Here is a 25633-nt window from a genome sequence, read left to right on the forward strand (position 1 = left end):
TCACCTCAAGATATAAGTCGGCTCGTTATAGAGGGCTAACGTAGATGAATAGGTAGCCAGTCTTGATGCTCTGGCCCGGTGTAGTCTGCACTTGGACGAATGATGCGATTGTTTTCTCTTTGTTCGAACACGTGTGCTGTCCAACCCGTAAGGCGGCTCATCACGAAGATTGGCGTAAACAGTTTGGTTGGGATGTCCATGAAATGATAAGCCGACGCATGGAAGAAGTCAGCATTACAGAACAGTCCTTTCTCGCGCTTCATAACCGCTTCAACACGCTCTGAAACGGCATAAAGCTGTTTATCACCCACCTCTTGAGCTAGCTCTTTTGACCAATGCTTGATTAAGGCGTTTCGTGGATCGCTCTCACGATAAATGGCATGACCGAAGCCCATGATTTTGTCTTTGTTAGCAAGCATCTGCATGATGTTAGTTTCTGCTTCATCAGCCGTTTGCCAATCTTGGATCATTTCCATCGCCGCTTCATTCGCACCGCCATGTAAAGGACCTCTCAACGTACCAATCGCTGCGGTGACGCACGAATGGATATCAGACAACGTTGATGCACAAACACGAGCGGCAAAAGTCGAAGCATTAAACTCATGTTCCGCATACAGGGTTAGCGAGCAGTGCATCACCTTCTTATGAAGTTCACTAGGTGTTTTATCCGTTAGCATTTTCAAGAAGTAGCCACCCAGACAGGCTTCACTTTGATCTTCAGTATCAATTCGCACGCCATCATGGCTAAAGCGGTACCAATAACAAATAATGGCAGGGAAAAGCGCGAGCATTCGTTCAGTCGCGGGCAGTTGCTCAGAAAAATCAGTCTCTTGCTCTAGATTACCTAGCATTGAACAACCAGTTCTCATCACATCCATTGGATGAGCGTCTGCAGGGATCAGTTCTAAGGCCGCTTTCAAAGGTTGAGGCAAGCCGCGCAGACCAACTAACAAGGCTTTGTAGTCATCGAGCTCTTTTTCAGTGGGTAAGTGACCTCTTAGTAGCAGATGCGCCACTTCTTCGAACTGAGCATGATTAGCAAGGTCGGTTATGTCATAGCCACGGTAGGTTAAACCCGTTCCTGACTGGCCTACGGTACATAGCGCAGTGGTTCCCGCACTTTGGCCACGTAGACCAGCACCACCTATTGCAGGTGCGCTTACTGGTGTACTTGCTGTTTTTGCGCTTTGTTGTTGGTTTTCTGTTGAAGCCTTATCGACAGCTGCTTTATCACTCAAAGATACAGACATGGTGAACTCCTTTTCTGTGTTAGTCGCCTGCACTCTTTGGTGCTGCCTGTTTATGTATCCGATGATCTTTATCATCGGTACTGGATATGGCGACTAACCATTTCACGTTATTGGATTAAGTTAATTTTTGATTAATTGAAACCGGTTTACCCTTCGCTTGAAAACAACTGATCAAGCTTGTTTTCGTAGTCGTGGTAATTCAGGTGTTCGTAAAGCTCTTTACGGGTTTGCATTGAATCCAACAAAGCTTCTTGATTACCTTCAACTAACAAGTGTTTGTAAACATTCTCCGCCGCTTTGTTCATCGCACGGAACGCACTCAATGGATAAAGCACCATGTCGACACTTGATTGGGCTAACTCGTTACAGCTGTAGAGTGGTGTTTGGCCAAATTCAGTGATGTTCGCAAGAATAGGCACGTGCTTGCCCGTTGCTGATTTCAGCGCTGCCGAGAACTTCACGTATTGATCGAGTTGATTCATCGCCTCAGGGAAGATCATGTCTGCGCCCGCTTCAACACAAGCTATCGCTCGTTCAATCGCACTGTCTATTCCTTCAACCGCCAATGCATCCGTACGAGCCATAATCACAAAGCTTTCGTCGGTTCTAGCATCAGTTGCAGCCTTAACTCTATCGACCATCTCTTGCTGACTTACAATCGCTTTATTTGGTCGATGACCACAGCGTTTCTGAGCGACTTGGTCTTCCATGTGGATTGCTGCTGCGCCTGCCTTCTCCATAGCGCGAATCGTACGTACAATATTGAATGCGCCACCAAATCCCGTATCGATATCCACCAGCAATGGCAGATCACACGCGTTGGTAATACGTTCAACATCTACCAACACATCGTTCAATGTGGTGATGCCTAAATCAGGCAACCCATAAGACGCATTGGCGATGCCTCCGCCAGACAAATAGATCGCCTGATGCCCCAAGTTCTTTGCCATCATCGCGCAGTACGGATTGACCGTGCCGACGATCTGCAATGGGTCGTTGTCTTGCACAGCTTGTCGGAACTTAGCTCCTGCTGATAACTTCATAATGACGCTCCCTGTTAATTGTTTATTTCTAGCTAACCTTTAAGACTTACGGCTTTTGGTTATCGCCAGCTCTGACCCGCTGACAGATACCAGTCGCCAGTTAATCAAGATCTTTGGATTGGATTTGTTGTTCTATAAGCAGTCGACTTCCCGATATGTGTCTTCGCATAAGCATTTCTGCTAGCTCTTCATCACGGTTACGGATCGCTTGTAGAATGTATTTGTGTTCATCTAGCGCCTCTTTTGGACGAGACTGCGCCCTAGGTGATTGATAGCGATACATGCGTAATAAGTGATAAAGCTCGTCACACAACAACGAAATGAGTTTGCTGTTGCGACTCGCTTTGATAATGCGGTAATGGAAATCAAAATCCCCATGTTGATGAAAGTAAGAAGAACCTTCTACTTCATCGATATGCTTTGAATGTGTCGACAATAACCCTTCAAGCCCGACAAGCTCTTCTTGTGTGATATGTCTCGCTGCGAGTCGAGCAGCCATGCCTTCCAAAGCCTCTCGCACCGCGTAAAGCTCTAGCAGTTTTTCTGCCGAAAAAGTAATCACTCGCGCGCCAACATGTGGAATGCGTTCTATTAGGCCAAGCCCTTCAACTCGCATTATCGCTTCACGTAATGGGCCTCGGCTTACTTCGAAGCGTTTAGCCAATTCAGGTTCCGAAATCTTACTGCCCGGTAGTATTTCACCGCTAACAATCGCCTCAACGAGATACTCAGTGAGATTTTCTGATTTAGTGTTCTCTTTATCGCTAACACGTGTTTTCGTGTTTGCATTTAAGCTGAGATCTTTTATCGCAGTATTCATATTCACGCTGCTCACTTCTATTTGCTGAACCTTAATTGTCAACAATTCCATAACATGAACATAAAATACACGATTAAATTGTCGACAATCAAGCAAATTGTCGACAATTTAGACTAAGGTAGTACTTTCTATAGGCGATAAAAACTTACTTAAAAGGACACTAAAAACAATTCAACCACTTGTTATTTATCGATTTAAGCAAAGAAAGAGCCGCTAAACCCTTCCCTACCCTGAAATCACTCGAAACCAATGTGTCGACAACTTATAGACAGACTTGACAAACGCAGAGCACTTTGAGTCGATCTACCTGTTCACCGATAAACAGATATAAAAAGGCGCACTCATGTGCGCCTTTCATTCATAGACCCCGTTCTAACAAGCCACCTTTACTCAAGCAATCTGACGAGTAACATCTAGGTATTTGCTGATATCAACGAAATCAATTTGTTCCGGCTTCAGATACTCTTCTGCATAACGCAGGTGAGTGCCGCTGGTTAAGAACAATCTAAACAGTTCGATATCGAGATGCTCGTCCAATGCCATTTTATACATGATGTCGACAGCAACACTGATTGGCTTAGCCTTCTTATAAGGCCTATCTGCAGCGGTTAATGCCTCAAAAATATCAGAGATCACCAGAATACGTTCTGGGATTGAGAGGTCATCACCAGTCAGCTTCCTTGGATACCCTGTACCTTTAAGTGTTTCATGGTGAGTTGAAGCGTAGCGAGGAACACGACTTAGCTCTTTCGGGAATGGCAGGTTCTCAAGCATCTTAATCGTGCCAAGCATGTGCTCGTTTATCTTAAATCTATCTTCAGCAGTCAATGTACCGCGTGCAATACTCAGATTGTAGACTTCGCCTAGGTTGTATAAGTGCTCAGGCACATCCATTTTAATTTGATGTTTCGGGTCAAATTCTAACGGCCTATCTCTTTTCACTATGTGCTCTGGCTTATCACTCAAAAGTGGTTCTGTGGCTGGTAAACTTGAACTCGGCTCTCGATTCATTGCCTCTATCGGTGATAGACCGAGTTGATCATCAAAGTGACGCGTCCAGGTCGTCTCAGCTATCGAGCGAATACGAGTGACTTTGTCATCACTCATGAACTCACCACCAACGTTCGACGTAGCGATAAAGGCAAAGTCATCTTGTAGCTGTTGTTTGGTTGTCGCAAACTCATCTGCAATTTGCTGCGTTGATAGCGTACCTTCAAGTTGCTTTCTCAAAGCGGTGATTTCCGCATCACGCCAAAGTACTTCAAATCGAGTTCTCACCTCGTGAATTCGGTTGTAGTTCGCTTCTAGCTTCGTACCTTTATCGACGATGTGTTCGGGTATCGTGATCTTGCCACAATCGTGAAGCCAAGCCGCAATTCTGAATTCACGACGTTCATCATCATTTTTAAACTCAAAATCTTTGAAATGATCGGACTGTGATTTCTCAACTGCATCAGCCAACATCAAGCCGAGTTTTGGTACACGATTACAGTGCCCTGCCGTATAAGCAGATTTATCATCGATAGCTTGGGCGATAAGCTTGATAAACGACTCCACAAACGCCTCTTGTGTCTGTTCATGCTGCTTAATCTCTGCCGCCATGCCTTTCACTGCCACAGACAGCTCCCATACTTCTTTGATTCGAGTGTCAACAAGCTCGACACTATCATAATCACGCATCTTGATCTTATGAGTCTCCTCCTCTAATTGACGAATAGGACGCACTATCGGTGCACCAAAACCCCAAGCAATAGGCAACGTCAAACTCATCAGTAACATCGTTATACCAACAGAGGTTGCTAGACGTTTATTGACTGTACTAAAGATTTCAGATTCGGGAATCAATACCGCAAAATATTCAGAGTAGTGTTCGCCCGTGTCTATTTTCTTTAAATAGAGATGCTTGATCTCGCCATTCAACTCTACCCTTACCATACTGCCTTCAACCGTTGCTTCCTTAGTCAAATCATAAAGTTCAATATAAGGAACCGTCGTATTCGTATTAAAGCCGGTATCATGGAGCCACTTTTTCGCTAAGGTATCAAGTTGTTCATCACTTAACCTGCCGATAGCTTTGTCAATAATTGGAAGCAATTGCTTATGCTTGCTCTGCAACACCAAATGGAATTGATTTGAGTAGTTCTGTTTTAGATCTTCTAGAGCCCCATTTACAACAAGGCCTGGTTGGAAAAACCTATCTAATGCAAACGAGAGTACGGGTTCAGCGTCTAAGAATGCAAAGTACTCTCCGCTTTCAATTGAATCAAATGCGGACTCTAGGTTTTCAAACTCAACTAAATCAATATTCGGAAAGTCTTCCCTTAGCTTAGGAATAATTGACCACCCAGATAAAATGGCCACTTTTTTATCCTCAAGCTCGGCATAATTAGTAATAATCTTCGCGTCTTCTCTGGTCACGATAGCAAACGGTAAATCATAGATTGGAGTGGTGTAGAGGCCGCTTATGCCATTATTTTTATAATTTTGCACCGATTGCAGCCCATCTATAGTTCCTTCTTGAAACTTATTAACAAGCTCTCCCCAAGAAAAACCATTCACAAATTCAAACCTGATCCCAGTCATACCACCAATCATTTTGAGAAGGTCTATCGCATAGCCGTCTGGTCTTCCCGCCACTGAAAAGTCCATCGGCCCCCAATCATTTTGATTAGACACTAAAAGCGGAGGAGTATCATTAACCAAGGCTTTTTGCTCAGATGATAGCATCAGTTTTGATACATCAAACTCCGATTCCTGATTATTAACCTTGAGGTTAGACGCAATAATGTTACCCGATTTCGAATATAAGAAAGACTCAACCTTACTATCTTCTGCTAATCCAAGCGCCGTACCTGATAATTTGTTAGCCAAAGAAGACAGCACAATATCAATACCAATCACATGTTGAATTTCAGATTCGATTTTCGACTCAAACGCTAAAGAATAAGTTTGTCCGGTAATTTGTAAATGCTGAAAAAGATATGGCTGAGTTTTTTCGACCGACAGAACATTGGCAGCAACATACCAAGGCCTGGTCGTTGGAAAGTAGTTGCTCTGCTCCGTAGTTGAGCTTCTGAGGGAAAACTCTTGGTCAAAGTATTTCGTTGTCCGGACTCGCTCCTGCCCTATATTTTGAATCTCAACCACAACCCAACGATCCGTTTGTTGTGCTCCTATTTTTTCTCTAACGACAGGGGCAGATTCTAGGTTAATAATTTGGAAGAAATTTTCATCGGATGAGCCAATGTAAATACTATAAAAGAGAGGGTTATCTTTAATGGCTTCAGAAAGAATACTACGCGACTCTTCTTTCGATATTTTGTTACTGATAGATCGTTTCACTGTAGCAAGTAAACGCGCGGTGTTGGCTGCGTCAGAGTCAATCGCGCCGATATAATCACTCAGGTCATGAGATACCATCGTCAACTTTGACAGAGTATTCTCCGTCGCCATTTTTTTACTGAAGTAGTATTGAAGAGAGACCGCAACCACAGCCGTTAGCACAGTCGCGAGTATGAACATTGTTCCAACGGTAAAGCGTAACGAAATTTTTTTTAATGCCATTATTTCATCCTTGAATAATCGCCAACTCCAAAGTTAACAGCCTAGCGCAATCAATACCGCTTAAGTTGCATATCAACTATAGTAACTCATTATTCCACATCTAAAATCTAACACCTCTATACACCTGACTCTTTTGCAGAAATAGTTATCGTAGTCACATCTAACAATATAGACCAACAACCAATGCACTCGAGTAGAAAACGCTAGTTAAATCCAAACTTTGTCAATGAATTCAATCATTCTGAGACAATAACTACGATTTTAGAATCCAGATATCATTCAACAGTAAATGGACAAAAACACGTTACCGTGAACTTTATGAACAATATTAATCCAATGTTCTTTATTCTCAATATCGCCGCATTACAGACATTTCATTAACACACCGTTAACTTTAGCTTCATCTGCTAAGCAATATCCTACTCATCTGTTTAGTAGCTGGAAATAAAACATAAGTTTCTCTCCATTGAAGAGATCCCCTACATAAGGAACGTGAACCATGTTCAAGGCACTGAAACCTACTCTTGCGGCTTCTATCATCGCAGCAACCTTTTCTTTCAACACTTTTGCTGCTGACGTAGAAAAAATCCACTTCCTAATCCCTGGCGGCGCTGGTGGTGGTTGGGATATGACAGCTCGTGGTACGGGTGATGTATTGGTGAAATCAGACATCGTAGAAAATGTCTCTTTCCAAAACCTGTCTGGTGGCGGTGGCGGTAAAGCGATTGCTCACCTAATCGAAACAGCACAACGCCAAGAAGACACGCTAATGGTGAACTCAACGCCTATCGTTGTTCGTTCACTAACAGGTATCTTCCCTCAATCTTTCCGTGACCTAACTCCGGTAGCAGCAACTATTGCCGATTACGGCGCAATCGTCGCTCCTGCGGATTCTAAGTACGACACTTGGGAAGACGTCGTTAAAGAGTTCGAAACCAACCCACGTAAAGTGAAGATTGCTGGCGGTTCAGCTCGTGGCAGCATGGACCACCTTGTAGTAGCGGCAGCGTTCAAAGGCGAAGGTTTTGATGCGAAGAAAGTACGTTACATTGCCTACGATGCTGGCGGTAAAGCGATGGCGGCACTGCTTTCTGGCGAAACACAGCTGCTTTCAACGGGCCTTGGTGAAGTACTAGAGATGTCTAAGTCTGGCCAAGTAAAAGTGCTTGCTGTGACGGCTCCAAAGCGTCTTGACGCTGCGCCTAACATCCCAACACTGACTGAATACGGCAACGAGACAGTATTTGCTAACTGGCGTGGTTTCTTTGCGGCACCGGGTACAAGCCAAGCAAAAATCGACGAGTGGAATGTAGCGCTTGGCAAAATGTACAAAACCGATGAGTGGCAAGTGGTTCGTGACCGTAACGGTTGGATCGACAACTACAAAGCTGACAAAGATTTTTACGCCTTCCTAGAAGATCAAGAAAAACAGATGGGCGACCTAATGCGAGAGCTTGGTTTCTTGAAATAACCAACAACCATAGAGGGCCTATGTGCCCTCTTACTCTTTCCTTGTTTCGCCGTGCATGAGTTAACTTCAAACTCCTTTGTTTATTCGTAGACGTATTACTAACGCTTGCCGATTCGTTGTAAACGCAAGTGGCTGATAAACCAGTACCGTAATTCGCTTACCTTTGGTTAGTGATCCCAGACATTTCATTGACTCGCTCATGTACGGCTTTTTTACTTTTTATACCACCCCAAATGGAGTTGGATATGTCGGACTTACCAACCAAATTTCTGAGTAAGGAATCTTTGCTTTCGAAGGATCGCATCGGAGCCATGCTCTTTATGCTTGCATGTTTATGCTATGGCTACCAAACCACGCTGATTCCTTTGTTCCCCGGTGACGAGTACGAACCCTTCACAGCAAGAACCTTACCTATCCTGCTAACGTTTATCGGCATTGGCCTTTCGTTGATCCTGCTTATAACCGGACAGCCGGATAAAAAAGTTACATGCGACACTACGCCGCTGAACTGGAAACTGCTTATTGGCTTCTTGGTGTTAATGGCTCTGTACGGTGTTGGACTGACTTATCTTGGCTTTGTTTTAGCAACCAGCTTCTTCTTACTTGCAGGCTTTTACCTACTGGGTGAGCGCCGCAAAGCTGTCTTATTTGGCGCGTCGTTTCCTTTCGTTATCGCGTTCTTTCTTTTATTAACTCAAGGCTTAGATATCTACCTAGAGCCTGGTTTAATCTTCACTCTTTGGTAGGGATAACATTATGTTAGACGGAATTTTACAAGGACTTTCTACCGCCGTGATGCCAATGAACATCATGATGGTAATTGTTGGCTGTTTTGTTGGTACCTTTATTGGAATGCTACCGGGACTCGGTCCAATTTCAGCAATCGCGTTGATGATCCCGATTACATACGGCCTAGATCCTTCTTCTGGCCTAATCTTGATGGCTGGTGTGTACTACGGCGCTGTATTTGGTGGCTCGACGTCATCCATCTTAATCAATGCTCCGGGTTGTTCTTCAACGGTAGTAACCGCGTTTGACGGCTACCCGATGGCTCAAAAAGGCCAAGCAGGTAAAGCACTTGCTCTCGCGGCTTACTCTTCTTTCACAGGCGGTACGCTTTCAGCAATCATGCTTTTGATTGCCGCACCGGCTCTAGCAAGCGTGTCACTGAGCTTCCAGTCTTCAGACTACTTTGCGTTGATGCTATTAGGTTTGTCCGCTGTAGCGGCGTTTGCAGGCCCAGGTCAGGTAATCAAAGCGTGGATGATGACTATTCTTGGTTTGATGCTATCAACTGTAGGTATCGACAAAGGTGTTGGCGTTGAACGGTTCACTTTTGGCCTTACGGATCTGATGGATGGCTTTAGCTTCCTATTATTAGCGATGGCAACATTCGCACTGGGTGAAACCTTGATGGGTATTCTAAAACCAGAGCAAGACACCAGCGCGGAAGAAAGCCAAAAGATGTCGGATATTGGTAGCATGAAGGTCACCAAAGAAGAGTTCAAAGAAGTGGCACCAGTTTCAATTCGATCTTCTATTCTCGGTTTCTTTACCGGTGTTCTACCGGGCGCAGGTGCCACTATTGCGGCATTCCTAAGCTACGGTATGGAGCGTAGCCTCGCGCCAAAAGACAAGCAGAAAGAGTTCGGTAAAGGCAGTATCCGTGGTCTTGTTGCTCCTGAATCAGCAAACAACGCCGCTTCAAGTGGTTCATTCGTTCCGCTACTAACGCTGGGTATTCCGGGCTCTGGTACAACTGCGATTATGCTTGGTGCATTGATTGCCTACGGTATTCAGCCTGGTCCTCGCTTGTTCGTTGAACACCCAGACGTATTTTGGTCGGTGATTATCTCGATGTACTTTGGCAACATCGTGCTGGTTATCTTAAACCTACCGTTGATCCCATATATCTCTAAACTGCTAGCGGTACCTAGAACGGTTCTACTGCCAATGATTATCTTCTTCTCAATCACTGGCGTGTACTTGGTGTCATTCAACACGATGGACGTATTTGTGATGCTACTGGTAGCGATGGCTGCGATAGCATTAAGGCTAGCCAACTTCCCATTGGCACCATTACTGTTAGGCTTCATATTGGGCGGCTTGATGGAAGAGAACTTAAGACGAGCATTGATGATCAGCGATGGTGAGTTGAACTTCTTATGGGAACGCCCTATTACGATGACCTTCACTATTCTGGCAGTATTGGTGCTGTCTAGCCCGATTCTAGTGAAACTATTTAAGAGTTTTAGAGCGAAGCCAGTAGAAGTGTAAAGCTTTATCGAATCAACTAAACCTCAACGAAAGGAGCCATTGGCTCCTTTTTTCATTTAAAGCCTCAATTAAAACCAGCGGTTAAAGATGGTAGCAAACTCACAAACCTATCTTTACAACACACATGGCGCTGATATTCATAACAAATTCAAGTAAGGTAACCAGTTAGTTAACGTATTGGATTCTAAAACTATGGATTGGTTGATTCTATTCTTATCAGGGGTGGTTGGCGGTGTGCTTAACTCCATTGCGGGTGGCGGCAGCTTCATCACTTTCCCTGCTTTGTTATTTGCTGGCGTTCCACCAATAGCAGCCAACGCGACCAACACCTTTGCTTCATGCGCTGGTTACATCAGTGGTGCTTACGCACTGCGCCACGAAATTCAATCTGGTACCAAACAACTCAAGCTCGTTGTTGGGCTATGCGTAATTGGCGGCGGCATTGGTGCATTTTTACTACTACACACGCCAGAAGCGCTATTTACCCAATCCGTACCTTGGTTATTACTGTTCGCCGCTCTGCTTTTTACCTTTGGTGGCACTCTCAACAAATGGCTAAAGAAAGTAACCGCTAAACATAAGCACGCCACCAGCGCAGGGGCGTTCTTTTCCGCTGTATTGCTTTTGATCGTGTGTGTTTATGGTGGTTATTTTAATGCAGGCTTAGGCATTGTGACATTGAGCTACTTGGCGCTGGCTGGTTACACCAACATCAACGTGATGAATGGCATCAAACTGCTCGTGTCCGCGTGTGCTTCCCTCGCAGCGATCGTATTTTTTATCGTCAATGGTTCGATTGATTGGCCGTCTGGCATGGCTGTATTATTGGGTACATTGGTTGGTGGTTATTATTCAGCAAAAATCTCTCGCCGCATCCCTCAACACTATGTTCGAACCACAGTGATCATCGCGAGCTTTTTGATCACCGCTTACTTTTTCTATGCTAATTAGACGTTCGGTTTAATAAGACTTGCAACTGAAAAGATAAAGCCAAAAGACTCCACCCTGCTCATACCGATTTGGCTATTTTATTACTTATAAAATAGCCAAGCCAAAATGTGTGAGACGAGTCCTTCAATTAGCAAATTTGATAACAATTTAGACTGTTTTTTAGCCTTTATTTTTCCAAGGGTGGGATACTTCTCCTGTCGAAAGTGAGACTTCATTAGGAGGCGTTATGAACATTAAACTCGGTCATGTCATGTCATCAAGTCGACTCATTTGCTTTGTCGCTTTTCTTGCTGCCACATTCGCGTGGATCTTAAAAATGCCCGCTCTGTTTTCTGTGTCAGCGCTATTCTTACTTATCAGTGCAATCGTTTATGTCACCGATCTTTGGAAGAATCAAAGAAAGAACCGCGAAGCTTAGCCATTTACGGTTTAAATCGAACGAATTAAAAAAGGAGCTCATAGGCTCCTTTTGTGTTTTTCGCTTATCTAATTAGCCGTGCTAATCGCCGACGCCTTATTTAGCGACGGTTCTTTCTAGCGACGTCTTCTTGTTAACGACGGAAATTACGACCGTTACCGCCACGGCGCTCTTTAAATGCAGACGCAGCTTTAGCTTGAGAGGCATGGATAGACTCAACCGTTAGTTCCATCGGCTCACGAGGCTCTAGTCCATGGCGGAATGTACGTGAACGCGGAGGCATCTGGTATTCGATGTCCGATGCTTTAGGCATGCGCTTGAAACGGTAAAGGTAGAAGTTTTCAACCTTCTCACGAGCCCATTCGGTTTTCTTCAGGTATTTAACTGCGCTTGCCACTGTAGGCTTAGTGTTAAAGCAGTTCATACGCATTGCCGCATCTAAAATTTCCCAACCATAATGATCCACTAATTCAGTGATCATGGTTTCAAGCTTTAAGCCGTGTAGCGGGTTATTTTGTTGCAGTTCGATTCTTTCTTCTTCAGTCATAACATTACCTTTTTCAAGGCAACTAAAGGCCTTGAATTTACTCTAGAACACCGTCATCACTGACCATTTCTAGCTCAATCACTTGGGCATTATTTCCATTGCCCTTGTTTATGTCTTTATGATGGCATAAAGCATGTGCGTTATCCTATTTATCTTTTCATTTAATTTTAAAATGGTTATTTAACGTCCAGATCATCATTAACAGCACTTTAGTTAAGCAATAGCGCATACGCTATTAACTGGCAGACGTATTCGATGCGTTAATGAGTAAAAGAGCCTATAAACACGCTTGGTCACTGAATGAGGTGATGGCCTATATAGAAGCAAACACTGGTTCAATGTTTGACCCAGAGTGGGTTGAAGCGCCTAAACAAAACCTAGACAGCTTTATGGCCATTCGAGATCAATACAACGACGATGTACAACCACATATCATGACCGCCTAAGCGATAATTAGTTGTGTGTTTGAAGTGACCATCTAAAAATACGCAAACCAACAAAAAAGGATGCCACTGAGACATCCTTTTGTTTTCTAGTTTGCAGCTGAAAGAACAAATTTGTTCTCTACTGATTCTAACTAACGATTATACGTCGTAAGTTGTAGAAGCAGTATCGCCGCCTGTACCAGTCCAGTTTGTGTGGAAGAATTCACCACGTGGACGGTCAGTACGCTCGTAAGTGTGAGCACCGAAGTAGTCACGTTGAGCTTGAAGCAGGTTCGCTGGTAGACGTGCAGTTGTGTAACCGTCTAGGAAAGATAGCGCAGAAATCGTACATGGCATTGGGATACCAGACTCTAGAGATTTCGCTGCTACTTTACGCCATGCCACTAGGCTGCCTTGTAGGATGTTTTTGAAGTACTCGTCAGAACCTAGGAACGCGATGTCTGGGTTTGCTTCGTACGCATCACGTATGTTGCCTAGGAATGCAGAACGGATGATACAACCACCACGCCACATTAGCGCTACGTTACCGTAGTTTAGGTCCCAGACGTTTTCGTTCGACGCTTCACGCATTAGCATGAAACCTTGAGCGTAAGAGATGATCTTAGAAGCCAGTAGAGCTTGACGTAGTGCATCAACCCACTCTTGCTTGTCGCCTTCAACTGGAGTGATTGTCTTCTCAAACAAAGCTTCAGCTTCAACACGTTGGTCTTTAAGAGCAGACAGGCAACGAGAGAATACAGACTCAGAGATCAGTGTTAGTGGGATACCTAGGTCTAGTGCGTTGATACCAGTCCACTTACCCGTACCTTTTTGGCCTGCAGTGTCTAGGATCTTCTCAACTAGCGCTTCACCGTCTTCATCTTTGTAGCCAAGGATGTCAGCAGTGATTTCAACTAGGTAGCTGTCTAGCTCAGTCTTGTTCCAGTCAGCGAATACTGCTTGCATCTCGTCAGCAGACATACCTAGGCCATCTTTCATGAACTGGTATGCTTCAGTGATAAGCTGCATGTCACCATATTCGATGCCGTTGTGTACCATCTTAACGAAGTGACCAGCACCGTCGTTACCAACCCAGTCACAGCAAGGCTCACCAGCGTCAGTTTTTGCCGAGATACCTTGGAAGATTGGCTTAACCGCTTCCCAAGCTTCAGCCGCACCACCTGGCATGATTGAAGGACCGAAACGAGCACCTTCTTCACCACCAGATACACCAGTACCGATGAAGTGGATGCCTTTCTCACGACAATGCGCTACTCGACGGTTAGTGTCTGGGTAGTTAGTGTTACCACCATCAATGATGATGTCGCCTTCGTCTAGAAGTGGGATTAGATTTTCGATGAACGTGTCTACAACGTCACCAGCACGAACCATAAGCATCACTTTACGTGGCGCTTCTAGCTTCTCAACTAGCTCTTCTAGAGAGTAAGCACCAACAATGTTAGTACCTTTAGCTGGGCCTTCTAGGAACTCGTCTACTTTCGCAGCAGTACGATTGTGAGCCACAACTTTGAAGCCGTGGTCGTTCATGTTTAGGATAAGGTTCTGACCCATTACTGCTAGGCCAATTACACCGATATCACCTTTCATTATTTATATCTCCTTGCGGCTATTCGCACTTATGCGATAGCACTTGCTGCATTTGAATCTAGGAACCACTCTGTCTCGCCAGTTTTAGACTGGATTTTCGCTGCCGGGTAAGGCAACTCTGAAGCAGGAGTAGTATGAATTTCTTTAACGATCTCAACTTTACCTGCACCCAGTACTAGGTAGCTGATTCGTTTTGCTGCTTCTAAAACTTTTGCGGTTTTAGAAACACGGATTTGACCAGACTCAGGGTGAGAAGCCAGTACAGACAGGTTCTCATCTTGGTAGTTGGTTGCACCTGGGAATAGTGAAGCTGTGTGGCCGTCTGCGCCAACACCAAGCAGAATCCAATCGAATACAGGCGTGCCGTTTTCTGTTGGGATTACGTCTGCCATCTCTTTTGCGAAACGCTCTGCTTCTGCTTTTGGTTCATCTTCACCACGGATGCGGTGGATGTTTTCAGCAGGAAGGTTTACTTGAGTAAACTCTTTTAGTTTTGAAAATAAGAGTGCGTTTGCTTCACCGAAATTGCTTTCAGCATCATCAGGTGCAACGCAACGTTCGTCGCCCCACCAGAAATGAAGGTTATTCCATTGAATGCCTTCTGCGTATGGCGCTTGAGCTAAAAGCTTGAAAAGCATTTTTGGCGTGCTGCCACCCGACAATGAAATGTGAACAGGCTTGCCCTGCTCGCTGTAAGCTTTCATTTCGTTTGCTAGGTTTTCAACGACTAATTCAGGCGTTGCAAAGATCTTGTGATTGATCATAGTTCGCAGTAATCCGTATCTGTTAAGTTTTTACATGGGAAACGCCATGCGCGGCCATCACGCTGCAGAAGCTCATCGGCTTCTTGTGGGCCCCAAGTACCACAAGCATAGCCAAACAGTGCTTGAGGGTCTTGCTTGAAATCTAAGATCGGTTGAACGTACTTCCAACATGCTTCTACTGCATCGGTACGTGCAAACAGAGTCGCATCACCGTTCAGTGCGTCAAGAAGAAGACGCTCATAAGCCGTTAGCATCTGAGTCTCAGGCAGATCAGAGTAAGAGAAGTTCATTTTCACTTCTTTTGCTTTGAAACCTGCACCTGGCTCTTTCAAACCAAAGCTCATCTGAATACCTTCATCCGGTTGGATACGGATAATCAGTTTGTTCTCTGGTGCATCTTGACCAAACACTGGGTGTGGTGTGTTCTTAAAGTGAATCACAATTTCAGTCACACGTGTTGGTAAGCGTTTACCCGTACGTACGTAGAAAGGAACACCATTCCAACGCCAGTTATTGATGTGAGCTTTCAAGCCGATGTAAGTCTCGGTACGAGAATCATCCGCTACACCATGCTCTTCACGGTAACCTAGTAAGTGCTGACCACGAACATCTGATGCTGTGTACTGACCTAATACTAAGTCTTTACGCAGATCATCTTCTTCTAATGGTTTCAGACACTGAAGCACTTTAACCACTTCATCACGAATAGAATCAGCGTTAATTTGTGCAGGCGGCTCCATACCTACCATCGCTAGCACTTGCAGCAGGTGGTTTTGGAACATGTCGCGAACTGCGCCAGAACCGTCGTAGTATCCGCCACGCTCTTCAACGCCAAGGAACTCAGCACCTGTGATTTCAACGTATTCAATGAAGTTACGGTTCCACAGTGGTTCAAACATCGCGTTTGAGAAACGAAGCACTAGAAGGTTTTGAACCGTCTCTTTACCAAGGTAATGGTCGATACGGTAGATCTGGTGTTCTTGGAAGTGATGATGGATCTCTTCATCCAACGCTTGAGCTGATGCTAAGTCGTAACCAAATGGTTTTTCGATGATCAGACGACGCCAGCCGTTCGATTCATCGTTAAGGCCATGCGCAGCAAGGTTTGCTGGAATCACACCGTATAGGCTTGGCGGGGTTGCCAAGTAGAACAATGTGTTATGGTTTTCGAATTGGTAGTCTTGCTCAAGCTTGTCTAGACGTTGTGCTAAACGAGCATAGTCGTCTACATCTGAAGTATTGATCGCTTGGTAATGCAGATGTTCAATAAATGCATTCAGCGTCTCTGGTTCAGTTTTTTCCATTTCCTGAAGAGACTTCTTCAGCTTCTCACGGTAAGACTCATCGCTGTACTCAGTACGGCTCACTCCAAGAATCGCAAAGGATTCTGGTAGTTGATTGCTAGCATACAGGTGGTATAGAGCAGGAATTAACTTGCGGTAAGTTAGATCTCCCGACGCACCAAAAATAACGATGCTGCTGTTTTCAGGTATTACCATCATCTTTCCTATAAAAACAAGGTTTTTAGTATTCGCCAAAGGTATCAGCGACATACGAAAATAGATAATAGGTCTTAACTATTACATCAATAGTAAGCGCCTATTAAATTTGAGAATGCGTTTGGTAAACGAGGGTGAAAGCTATCACCTCTATTCGGGACAGTATTGTCTATGACTATTTGATTTACATCAACCACTGTGAAAGCAATCGATTAAATATTGACTCATTTCGAACAAATTCTAATCGATAGTTCCGTTCATTTGACCCGAGGGAGAAGCAAATCGGCATTCTCAAACAGTGTAGTCAAGAAAGAACGGTATCTGGTCGGTGGAGTGAGCAATAGGAAAGGGAGAAAAAGGTAAAACCAGCTTATTCAACTGGCTTTATATTTATTTTGATGGTGTCGTGTTTATCTTTGCGCTTTGTTGTAGCAGCGCTCCGGGCGACCTACGGTACCGTAATTTAAGTCTGCGACTAACTCACCAGTGGTAATCAAAAATTCTAAATAGCGTCTGGCGGTGGTTCGGCTAGCACCAATTCGTTCTCCGGCTTCATCGGCGGTAATATTAACGGCATCAGCTTGCTGAAAAATGGCTCTGATCTTATCCAACGTTACGCCATCAATGCCTTTGGGTAAGGTGGATACTTTTCCAGAGTCCGCTTTGGCATTGGCTTGCAGCATCTTATCAACCAAACCTTGATTCAAATCCGACACACTTTCAAACTCTTGCTGTTGAGATTGATACTTTTTCAGTGCCGCTTCCAAACGAGGGAACATTACTGGTTTCAATAGATAATCGACCACCCCACCACGCATTGCCTGCTGCAGCGTATCCACATCCCGAGCAGCAGTAATCAAGATAACGTCGCAGCCTTGATTGCTCCCTCTTACGTGATTAAGAATATCGAGCCCACACCCGTCCGGCAGATACACATCCAATAACACCAAATTCGGTTTTAAGATGTCCAGTTGCATCAGCGCTTCAGACTGTGTAGTGGCAATGCCGACCACGTCAAAGCCACCCATCTGTTCTAAATAACGATGGTGTAGCTCTGCAATCGCAATATCATCTTCAATGACCATGACTCTCGTGATTGCGTTCATTTATGTTCTTCCTTTAACCATGTTTTTTCCGTCACGATGATCTTCACAAGATCGCTTCGTGCTTAATTATTATTGTTCTTCTTTTGGCAAATAAACCGTCATTCGCGTGCCAAAATCTTGGTTGTCGACCATTTCAAGCTGCCCTTGATATCGGTCTGCCAGCTGCTTTATCAGATACAAACCCACACCACGATTTTGCTTCGCTTTGCTCGATACGCCTTTTTCGGTGAGTGCTTTGGTCGCCAACTCTTTCGGCAAACCGCACCCTTTGTCTTCTACTTCTAGGATAATTTCATTACCAAAATCACTGATTGAAACTTCAATAACCCGACGCGCTGGCGCAATTTGACCCTCTTGCTTAATCGCCGTCATGGTGGCGTCAAAGGCGTTATCAATCAGGTTGCCAAGAATTGTGACAACGTCATCCGCGTTTAACCAGCTAGGCAGAGCTTCAAGCCTTGATCCCTCTTCCACTTTAAGCTCTAACCCAATCTCTCGAGCTCGCTCTGTTTTGCCTAAAAGCATGCCTGCAATAAGAGGGTCTTTCACCGTCTCTCTTAAGAACTCAATTAAGCTCTGGTAATGAGCGGTTTCTTGACCAATCAATTGTTGAACAGAATCCAACTCGCCCATCTGAATCAAGCCACTAATAGTGTTAAGCTTGTTTTGATGCTCGTGGGTTTGTGAACGCAGTAGATCAGCATATTCTTTGGTTTGTGAGAGCTGGTCTGTTAAATCGTTGATTTCATCTCGTAATCGGAAACTCGATACCGCCCCGACCACCTCACCTGCCACTATAATCGGGCTTCGGTTAGCAATGATTCGCTTATTGTTTAAATACAACTCAACATCGTGGTCGGTGTCGCCGGTTGATAGCAGTTGTTCTAAATCACTGCCTGGCAATACATCAGAAAGGCGCTGTTGATTGAGTGCTTTATCCCTGTCTATCGATAAAATATCGCAGGCACTCTTATTAATTGAACGTAAAATGCCGTGCTTATCGATGCTCAGAATGCCCTCTTTCACGGTACTCATGGTTACATCTAGCTCAACATACAACCGGCCTATCTCTTCAGGCTCAAAGCCCAAAATAGCGCGTTGAAAACGGCGAGATACATAACTCGAAATCAAAGCGTTGACCGCAACCACCAGCAACGCCATCACAATCAAAAAGGCTAAGTAAGGTTCGATTCGATCTTGCAACGAATCCAATAAGTAACCAACTGACACCACACCAATAACGGTACCTTGGGTGTCTTTTACCGCGGATTTACCACGAACTGAAAAACCCAGCGATCCTTTGGCTGTCGACACATAAGACTCGCCCAATACCAATGCTTTTTGGTTATCGCCACCACGCATGGGTTTACCGAGCCTGTCATCATAAGGGTGAATCAGGCGGATACCTTTATCATCTCCAACAACGATAAACGCCGCGCCAATGAGCTGAGTAAGGTTACGAAATTTAACTTGGGTTTCTTCAGACAAAACGTAGGGAACGCCATTAGGGTCCAACGTTCCATTTTCTTGAATAATGCTGGTGACAAGCGGCGATTCAGATAGAAATTCAGCAACACCTAACGCTTTCAAACCCATCTCTTGTTCTTGAGATTGTTTGATGTAGTAAAAACCAGCAGCTGCAAGAATCAAAAGTTCAACGAGGCCAGTGACCGTCATGATAATCAGTAACCTTTTACGGAAACTGATACTGCTCCATTTCATATTCCACCGTCCCTAGTGTTAGACGATCAATGTTAACACCAAGTTAATCGCATGACCTTTCTAGGGGCGTTAATTTGTGACTGCTACTCAACTAAATAATTGAGCAGATTGTTAATTGATAATCCTTTACGTTGTTCATCTCGATTAATCGTTCATTTTTAGGACTGATTAGCTTAAAAACCAAAATAAACGAATAAATATTGAGCTAGATCACTAAGCTTTTAGGTGTTTTTTAGGTTGTTTAAAATAAATACAATTATAATGGTTGCATATGAAGAAGTTTATTGTTGCTAAGCCATAGGTCATGATTTTCAGACCGCGCTTTGAATCGAAACTTCGATTAACAAAATAGCAACAACCCTTCGCTCGCTGGACGTATCTATAACTAAAAGTTGCACGCTCGCCGTTACGAATGATGAACAAACGGATTAAGTATTCTCCCCTATTCATCCATCGCTATTTCAAACTCGGCTAGCCAGACAACGAAGAGGTGACTGATAAAAGCATCACCCAATAATAAAACATTGATGAGCAGGAAGTATCGATCAGTCAGTGGCAACGTCCAATAGAAACAGGATAACAAACATAACGTATAAACATTGTTGAAAAGGAAACAAGGCAATGAAACGCGATAACTTTGGAATTTGTCTTACTAAGACTATGCTGTTCAAACACTTACAATCGACTTTTACTCACGTAAGAGCCTATGAGAAAGATGGCACCTCCCCTCTCGACCTCAAGGTATTGTTAGCATTCCCGCAAATGTCAGGTAGAGATTTATTACAAACAATGCAAGGTTCAAGACAATTGGTATGGCGCGCCGATCACCATTGTCCTAGCTTTAAATAAGCCACTTCATTTTGTAAAAACACTTCTATACTGAACTTAAAGAGCATGCTTATGCGTGCTTTTTAAGTTTCATTTATCTTTGATATTCACGTCACTCAATCTTATTTACACTTGATTAACGAGTTATGAGAATTTCTATTCATATGAGACAATTTATTCAAGACAAATGACTATCGCCCTGTTAACATTAGAGTTAATACTCTAATTGGTATTTAATGCAGATGACCAAACCAAAATTCCGATACCTTGCGATCGCCAGTATGCTTCTCGGCACTATGGCTTCGCCAGGCTATGCAGCTCCGCTCACTTTTTCTGAAGCGTGGCAAATTCTCCAAGAGAACAACAACTCTCTTGCGGCTCAACAAGCCAACGTTGAACGTTATCAACACCTTCAGAACTCAACAAGTAGCCTCAATCTTCCTTCTATTACCTTAGGGGCTAACTACACGCACCTTGATAGTGATGTGACGATTAATGGTGAACAGTTTTCAGATAGCTTGAGTGGAGTAAACCCTGCTATATCCGCGATTTTGCGCCCTCTAGTTGGTGGCGTTACCTCAACGATTACCGAACAAGACATCTTTAGCTCTTCCATTCGTGCTGTGTGGCCTATCTTCACTGGTGGTCGAATAACCGCTGCGCAAAATGCGGCTGAAGGTAAAAGCGAAGAAGCGCAAAGCCAACTGTTGATGGAGAAACAAGCTCGCTACGAAGACTTAAGTAAGTATTACTTCTCGGTGATCTTAGCGGAAGACGTGGTGAGAACGCGTCAAGCCGTTGAAGCAGGCTTAACTCAGCATCGTGATTTCGCCATCAAGCTTGAACAGCAAGGACAAATCGCCCGAGTAGAACGCCTACAAGCCGATGCTTCTTTAGATAAAGCGATTGTAGAGCGCACGAAAGCTCAGAACGATCTTAAAATTGCGCAATTGGCGTTGACCCAAATCCTTGGTCAAAATGAAAGTGTAGAACCCTCTGAACAACTGTTTATCAATAAGAACCTGCCTCATATGGACGTGTTCATTGACCAGACACTCATGACCTACCCCGGCCTTAAGATTCTTGATGCAAAAGAGAAACAAGCAAGCAGCTTAATTAAAGCCGAGAAAGGTAAATACTACCCAGAGGTTTACCTTTATGGTGATTACAGCCTGTATGAAGATGACTCTCTAGCCAGTGAAATGAAACCCGATTGGTTGGTTGGCATTGGTGTGAATGTGCCACTGCTTGATACCTCTGGCCGTTCCGACAAAGTCGCTGCGGCTCACAGTGCCGTATCACAGGTTCAATTCCTTAAGTCACAAGCTAAGCAAGACTTAACCGTGTTGGTACAAAAGACTTACCTTGAAGCAAACCAAGCCATTGAAGAGGTTCAAGGCCTAAACTCGAGCTTGTCTTTAGCTCAGGAAAACCTATTACTTCGTAAAAAAGCCTTCACACAAGGGTTATCTAACTCATTAGAAGTGGTTGATGCCGAGCTTTATCTTGCGAGCATTAAAACCCAGCAATCTGCTGCTCGCTTCAAATACCTAATCTCTCTCAACAAGCTGTTAGCGCTAACCAGCGAAATGAATGCTTACTCCAGTTACTTAACCTCCTCTGTTCCGTCTGATTTCGACTCAAAAACAGACACCGTTAGCCAGTCAAAAGGATAATTCATGAAACCTATTAAGCCCCTTCTTCTATCTTTAGTTGGTATCGGCGTTATTGGCTGGGTCGGATACAGTTTCTATCAAGCTTATCAACCTCAGCCGGTTAAGCTTCAAGGTCAAATCGATGTTCAGCAATACAGCATCTCATCGAAAGTACCTGGCAGAATTGATGAAATATTCGTGCGCAAAGGCGATTCGGTTGAAAAAGGCGAATTGATCTTCTCTCTACTAAGCCCTGAGATTGATGCGAAGCTAGAGCAAGCAAAAGCTGGTCAGAAAGCCGCTGGTGCATTAGCACAAGAAGCAGAGAATGGCGCGCGTACTCAACAGATCCAAGCGGCTAAAGACCAATGGTTGAAAGCCAAAGCAGCTGCCGATCTGATGGACAAAACCTACCAACGTGTAAACAACCTTTACAACGATGGTGTGGTTGCCGAGCAGAAGCGTGATGAAGCCAAAACACAGTGGCAAGCGGCGAAGTACACCGAAAGCGCTGCATTCCAAATGTATCAATTAGCGCAAGAAGGTGCGCGTGACGAAACCAAAGTGGCCGCCGCTCAAAAAGCGTTAATGGCAGCGGGTGCGGTAGCGGAAGTTGAAGCTTACGCAAAAGACACACAGATCCACAGCTGGTTTAATGGCGAAGTCTCTCAGGTTCTATTGAGCAGTGGAGAACTTGCACCACAAGGCTTCCCTGTTGTGACTGTTATCGACACCAAGGATGCTTGGGCTGTGCTCAATGTTCGTGAAGACATGCTTAAGCATTTCGAGAAAGGCAGCCAGTTTGAGGCGTACCTACCGGCTCTGGATAAATCATTAACTTTCCAAGTAACTCACATCGCCGTAATGGGTGATTTCGCAACTTGGCGCTCAACAGACGCAGCACAAGGCTTCGATTTACGTACTTTTGAAGTAGAAGCGCACCCTGTCGATACGAGCGAAACACTGCGTATGGGCATGAGCCTAGTGGTTGAGCTTTAGGTGACTTATGTCTGCTAACTCTCAATATACTGGATCGCAATCTAGAGGCTCGCAATCAACTGAGCATCATAGAGCGAAGAATACCTTGCTTCGGCAGTGGGCGATTGTCCGCAAAGACAAATGGTTGTTGTCTTGCCTAACTTGGATTCCTTTGCTGCTTGCTGCCAGTATCTGGCTGATTTTTTCACAAGGGATCGCTCGTGACTTACCGGTCGCAGTTGTCGACCTTGAGCACAGTCAAATCTCGCAACAGTTCACACGCCTTGTTGATGCGTCACCAACGCTGCAAGTCACTCAGAAATACAGCTCTGCAAGTGATGCGGCGAAAGCGATGATCGAACGTGATATCTATGGTTATGTTGTGATACCAAGGCACTTCGACCGAGACCTTCTGCTCGGCTTGAATCCGCAAGTGTCTGTATTCTATAACAGCCAATTTATCTTAATCGGTAAGCTGGTGAACTCTGCCTTGCTGCAGGCTCAAGGGACTTTTAACGCGCAACTTGAAGTGGTTAAACAACTGTCACTCGGTGATACCACAGTCCAATCAGCATTAGGCCAAGCAGTAACAGTGCAAAGCCAGATCACGCCACTGTTTAACAAGAACAGCAGTTATGCTCAGTTCTTGGTGTCTGCAGTTATTCCTGCACTGTGGCAGATCATGGTTGTGGTCGGCACGATATTAGTTTTAACGGCGAACGTTAGAGCACGTGGCCTTCAAGCTTGGTTATCCAACGCTCCTATGAAGTCACTCGCATCAACATTAACGCCCTACCTTGTCTTGTTTTTGATGTTTGGTATCGCGTTTAGTTTTTGGTTCTATGTGCTCTTAGACTGGCCATTTAACGGCAGCTTTGTGGCATTGACTATTGCCCAACTGCTAACCGTGATCAGTTGTATCATTATGGGTTGTTTGTTTTTCTTCTTAACACTTGATCCAGCAAGGGCGATGAGTTTCGCTGGCGCATTTACGGCACCAAGCTTTGCGTTCATGGGTATTACCTTTCCAGTAACAGACATGAACACAGCTGCTCAAATTTGGAGAAGCTTATTGCCCGTGAGTCATTACATCGAAGTACAAACGGCGCAGTCTAGTTATGGTGTGAGCGCAGCACAGTCTTTGATCAGCCTCTCTTCTATGTTGTGGTATGCAGTTCCTGCTTTCGTGGTAATGTTGCTAATTAAGAAACACTTGGCGCAATCAACTCTAACTGCACAAGCAGATCCATCTACAAAAGCAGCTATATCTGCAAAAACAACGCCGTCAACACAGCCAGAAGCATCAGCACAACAAGGAGTAAAACGATGAGCTTTACTCAACTGCTCAAGCAAGAACTCTTAGCGGTATTGCGCAACCCTGTCGTGCTTCTTACGGTATTTGGTGGTGTGGTCTTCTATTCCTTCTTGTATCCATTGCCTTACGCGAACCAAGTTCCTCAACAACTGAAAGCTTCGGTTGTGAACTTGGATAAGAGTCAAAGCAGCTATCAATTAGAGCGTATGGTGGATGCCACCTCTCAGATCGAATTGGTCCGTCGAGACTCCACCATCGCCGATGCGAAACAAGCCGTGCTTAACCAAGAGATTGGCGGATTCCTTGTCATTCCAGAAGATTTCTATAAAGACTTGTTGCTCGGTAAGAGCCCGACACTTTCTTACGCTGGTGATGCTTCTTACTTTTTGGTCTACGGAACCATTGTTGAAGGGCTTGCCAAGGCCGGTGGTACGTTAGCTGCGCAAGTTAAGGTCAGCCATTTGTTAGTCGAAGGTGTGCCTTTAGAATCGGCAGCCAAAGGCTACAGTGCATTCAGCTTGAACCTGAAACCAACGTTTAATAGTCGCATGGGATACATCGATTACGTAGTTCCAGCCGTCTTTGTGTTGATCCTGCAACAAACCTTAGCCATGGCTTCTGGTTTAGTGGGTGCAACCCAAAACGCTCAATCGACATTTGGCTACTGGAGTAAGACCTCTCCAGCGAAACTGATGCTTGCCCGCTGTTGTACCTTAGTCGGCATTTATTACCTGTTGTCGATGTACTATTTCGGCGCTAGCTTTTCGATGTATGGGATAAACCAGCTCGCCTCAACAACACAGATCTTAACCTTACTTCTGCCCTTCTTACTGGCCAGTTGTTTGATCGGGATTTTTATTGGTGAGTTAGTGCCACGAAGAGAGCTAGTCACGGTTGTAGTGTTAATCAGTTCAATGCCACTGATCTTCTCTTCAGGTTTTATCTGGCCAGTTGAAATGATGCCCGAATGGTTAGTTCTATTATCACAGCTGTTCCCAAGCACACCGGCTATCCAAGGTTTCTTAGCACTTGATCAGATGGGTGCATCTTGGCAAGAGGTGGCATCTCAATGGACATTACTCTGGGGACAAGTTTTGTTGTGGGGTTCGTTATTGGCACTTAAGCTCTACCACAAATCCAGCAAAAGCACGGTTGGCAATAGCAATAGTGATCGAGCCGTTTAGTTTTATGTGCTATCGGAAAGGAGTCATGCTTTCCGCTCATCAAAAAAGCTCTTATAAAGGGCTTTTTTAATATCCTAAGATCCGAATACACTTTCAGCCTTAGAATGTTTATACACCTCGAAAACATATCGAATACTCGAAATCCCCTACGCGCCCTCTATGTCCCTCCAGCCCATCACTCTGAATTCTCCTTCACCCGACTCTATAG

General features: G+C 44.5%; 20 protein-coding genes and 1 pseudogene. 11 read left to right on the top strand and 10 right to left on the bottom strand.

The window, feature by feature from the left end:
- Positions 1-35: 35 nt before the first annotated feature.
- From prpC to F0229_RS17195, 4 genes are all read right to left on the bottom strand, one after another.
- Positions 36-1250: a 2-methylcitrate synthase gene (prpC, locus tag F0229_RS17180; protein WP_102428961.1), complete on the bottom strand. Its 1215-nt coding sequence runs from the start codon at positions 1248-1250 to the stop codon at positions 36-38.
- A gap of 146 nt (positions 1251-1396) precedes the next feature.
- Positions 1397-2293, bottom strand: coding sequence for a methylisocitrate lyase (prpB, locus tag F0229_RS17185; RefSeq protein ID WP_017071740.1), 897 nt, complete (start codon positions 2291-2293; stop codon positions 1397-1399).
- A 100-nt stretch (positions 2294-2393) separates the two neighbouring features.
- Positions 2394-3113 carry a GntR family transcriptional regulator gene (locus F0229_RS17190; protein ID WP_171733348.1) on the bottom strand — a complete coding sequence of 240 codons (720 nt, stop codon included), beginning with the start codon at positions 3111-3113 and terminating at the stop codon, positions 2394-2396.
- Positions 3114-3503: 390 nt separating this feature from the next.
- The gene (locus tag F0229_RS17195) at positions 3504-6677 is read right to left on the bottom strand and encodes an HD domain-containing phosphohydrolase (protein WP_171733339.1); all 3174 of its coding nucleotides are present in this window, start codon (positions 6675-6677) and stop codon (positions 3504-3506) included.
- Positions 6678-7176: 499 nt separating this feature from the next.
- Between F0229_RS17195 and F0229_RS17200 the strand changes: the two genes are divergently transcribed.
- The 5 genes from F0229_RS17200 to F0229_RS17220 all read left to right on the top strand — a co-directional run bounded on the left by F0229_RS17200 (position 7177) and on the right by F0229_RS17220 (position 11794).
- Positions 7177-8148 (top strand): tripartite tricarboxylate transporter substrate binding protein, encoded by a 972-nt coding sequence (locus F0229_RS17200; protein ID WP_017062289.1) that lies wholly within the window; start codon positions 7177-7179, stop codon positions 8146-8148.
- 245 nt (positions 8149-8393) lie between these two features.
- Positions 8394-8894 carry a tripartite tricarboxylate transporter TctB family protein gene (locus tag F0229_RS17205; RefSeq protein WP_004733594.1) on the top strand — a complete coding sequence of 167 codons (501 nt, stop codon included), beginning with the start codon at positions 8394-8396 and terminating at the stop codon, positions 8892-8894.
- A 10-nt stretch (positions 8895-8904) separates the two neighbouring features.
- Positions 8905-10425 carry a tripartite tricarboxylate transporter permease gene (locus F0229_RS17210; protein WP_012603793.1) on the top strand — a complete coding sequence of 507 codons (1521 nt, stop codon included), beginning with the start codon at positions 8905-8907 and terminating at the stop codon, positions 10423-10425.
- Positions 10426-10617: 192 nt separating this feature from the next.
- Positions 10618-11376, top strand: a complete 759-nt coding sequence (locus F0229_RS17215; RefSeq protein ID WP_102333369.1) for a sulfite exporter TauE/SafE family protein — start codon at positions 10618-10620, stop codon at positions 11374-11376.
- Between the two features lie 226 nt (positions 11377-11602).
- On the top strand, positions 11603-11794 hold the full coding sequence (locus F0229_RS17220) for a hypothetical protein (protein ID WP_017066914.1): 192 nt from the start codon (positions 11603-11605) through the stop codon (positions 11792-11794).
- A gap of 133 nt (positions 11795-11927) precedes the next feature.
- On the opposite strand, the gene F0229_RS17225 is transcribed toward F0229_RS17220, so the two are convergent.
- Positions 11928-12341: a VF530 family DNA-binding protein gene (locus tag F0229_RS17225; protein WP_010438513.1), complete on the bottom strand. Its 414-nt coding sequence runs from the start codon at positions 12339-12341 to the stop codon at positions 11928-11930.
- 239 nt (positions 12342-12580) lie between these two features.
- Between F0229_RS17225 and F0229_RS17230 the strand changes: the two are divergent.
- Positions 12581-12787 (top strand): annotated as a pseudogene (locus F0229_RS17230) (metal-dependent phosphohydrolase); the annotation flags it as partial.
- Between the two features lie 138 nt (positions 12788-12925).
- Here F0229_RS17230 and gnd read toward each other — a convergent pair.
- The 5 genes from gnd to F0229_RS17255 all read right to left on the bottom strand — a co-directional run bounded on the left by gnd (position 12926) and on the right by F0229_RS17255 (position 19465).
- A complete protein-coding gene (gene gnd, locus F0229_RS17235; protein WP_171733340.1) occupies positions 12926-14374 on the bottom strand; it encodes a decarboxylating NADP(+)-dependent phosphogluconate dehydrogenase in 1449 nt (482 codons plus the stop codon).
- A gap of 29 nt (positions 14375-14403) precedes the next feature.
- Positions 14404-15138 (bottom strand): 6-phosphogluconolactonase, encoded by a 735-nt coding sequence (gene pgl / locus F0229_RS17240; RefSeq protein ID WP_171733341.1) that lies wholly within the window; start codon positions 15136-15138, stop codon positions 14404-14406.
- On the bottom strand, positions 15135-16637 hold the full coding sequence (gene zwf / locus F0229_RS17245; RefSeq protein WP_017059714.1) for a glucose-6-phosphate dehydrogenase: 1503 nt from the start codon (positions 16635-16637) through the stop codon (positions 15135-15137). The genes pgl and zwf overlap by 4 nt, the downstream gene beginning before the upstream one ends.
- Before the next feature lie 410 nt (positions 16638-17047).
- Positions 17048-17743: a response regulator gene (locus F0229_RS17250; protein WP_017069356.1), complete on the bottom strand. Its 696-nt coding sequence runs from the start codon at positions 17741-17743 to the stop codon at positions 17048-17050.
- 69 nt (positions 17744-17812) lie between these two features.
- On the bottom strand, positions 17813-19465 hold the full coding sequence (locus F0229_RS17255; protein WP_171733342.1) for a sensor histidine kinase: 1653 nt from the start codon (positions 19463-19465) through the stop codon (positions 17813-17815).
- Positions 19466-20086: 621 nt separating this feature from the next.
- Between F0229_RS17255 and F0229_RS17260 the strand changes: the two genes are divergently transcribed.
- From F0229_RS17260 to F0229_RS17280, 5 genes are all read left to right on the top strand, one after another.
- Positions 20087-20314: a hypothetical protein gene (locus tag F0229_RS17260; protein WP_009846577.1), complete on the top strand. Its 228-nt coding sequence runs from the start codon at positions 20087-20089 to the stop codon at positions 20312-20314.
- A 215-nt stretch (positions 20315-20529) separates the two neighbouring features.
- Positions 20530-21969 carry a TolC family protein gene (locus tag F0229_RS17265; protein ID WP_017063805.1) on the top strand — a complete coding sequence of 480 codons (1440 nt, stop codon included), beginning with the start codon at positions 20530-20532 and terminating at the stop codon, positions 21967-21969.
- 3 nt (positions 21970-21972) lie between these two features.
- Positions 21973-22947: an HlyD family secretion protein gene (locus F0229_RS17270; RefSeq protein ID WP_017070946.1), complete on the top strand. Its 975-nt coding sequence runs from the start codon at positions 21973-21975 to the stop codon at positions 22945-22947.
- Positions 22948-22954: 7 nt separating this feature from the next.
- Positions 22955-24256 carry an ABC transporter permease gene (locus F0229_RS17275; protein ID WP_171733343.1) on the top strand — a complete coding sequence of 434 codons (1302 nt, stop codon included), beginning with the start codon at positions 22955-22957 and terminating at the stop codon, positions 24254-24256.
- A complete protein-coding gene (locus F0229_RS17280; RefSeq protein WP_102320370.1) occupies positions 24253-25425 on the top strand; it encodes an ABC transporter permease in 1173 nt (390 codons plus the stop codon). Before F0229_RS17275 ends, F0229_RS17280 begins: the two co-directional genes overlap by 4 nt.
- The last annotated feature ends 208 nt before the right edge of the window (positions 25426-25633 follow it).

It is taken from the genome of Vibrio sp. AIC-3 (assembly GCF_013114515.1).
Lineage (GTDB): Bacteria > Pseudomonadota > Gammaproteobacteria > Enterobacterales > Vibrionaceae > Vibrio > Vibrio crassostreae_C.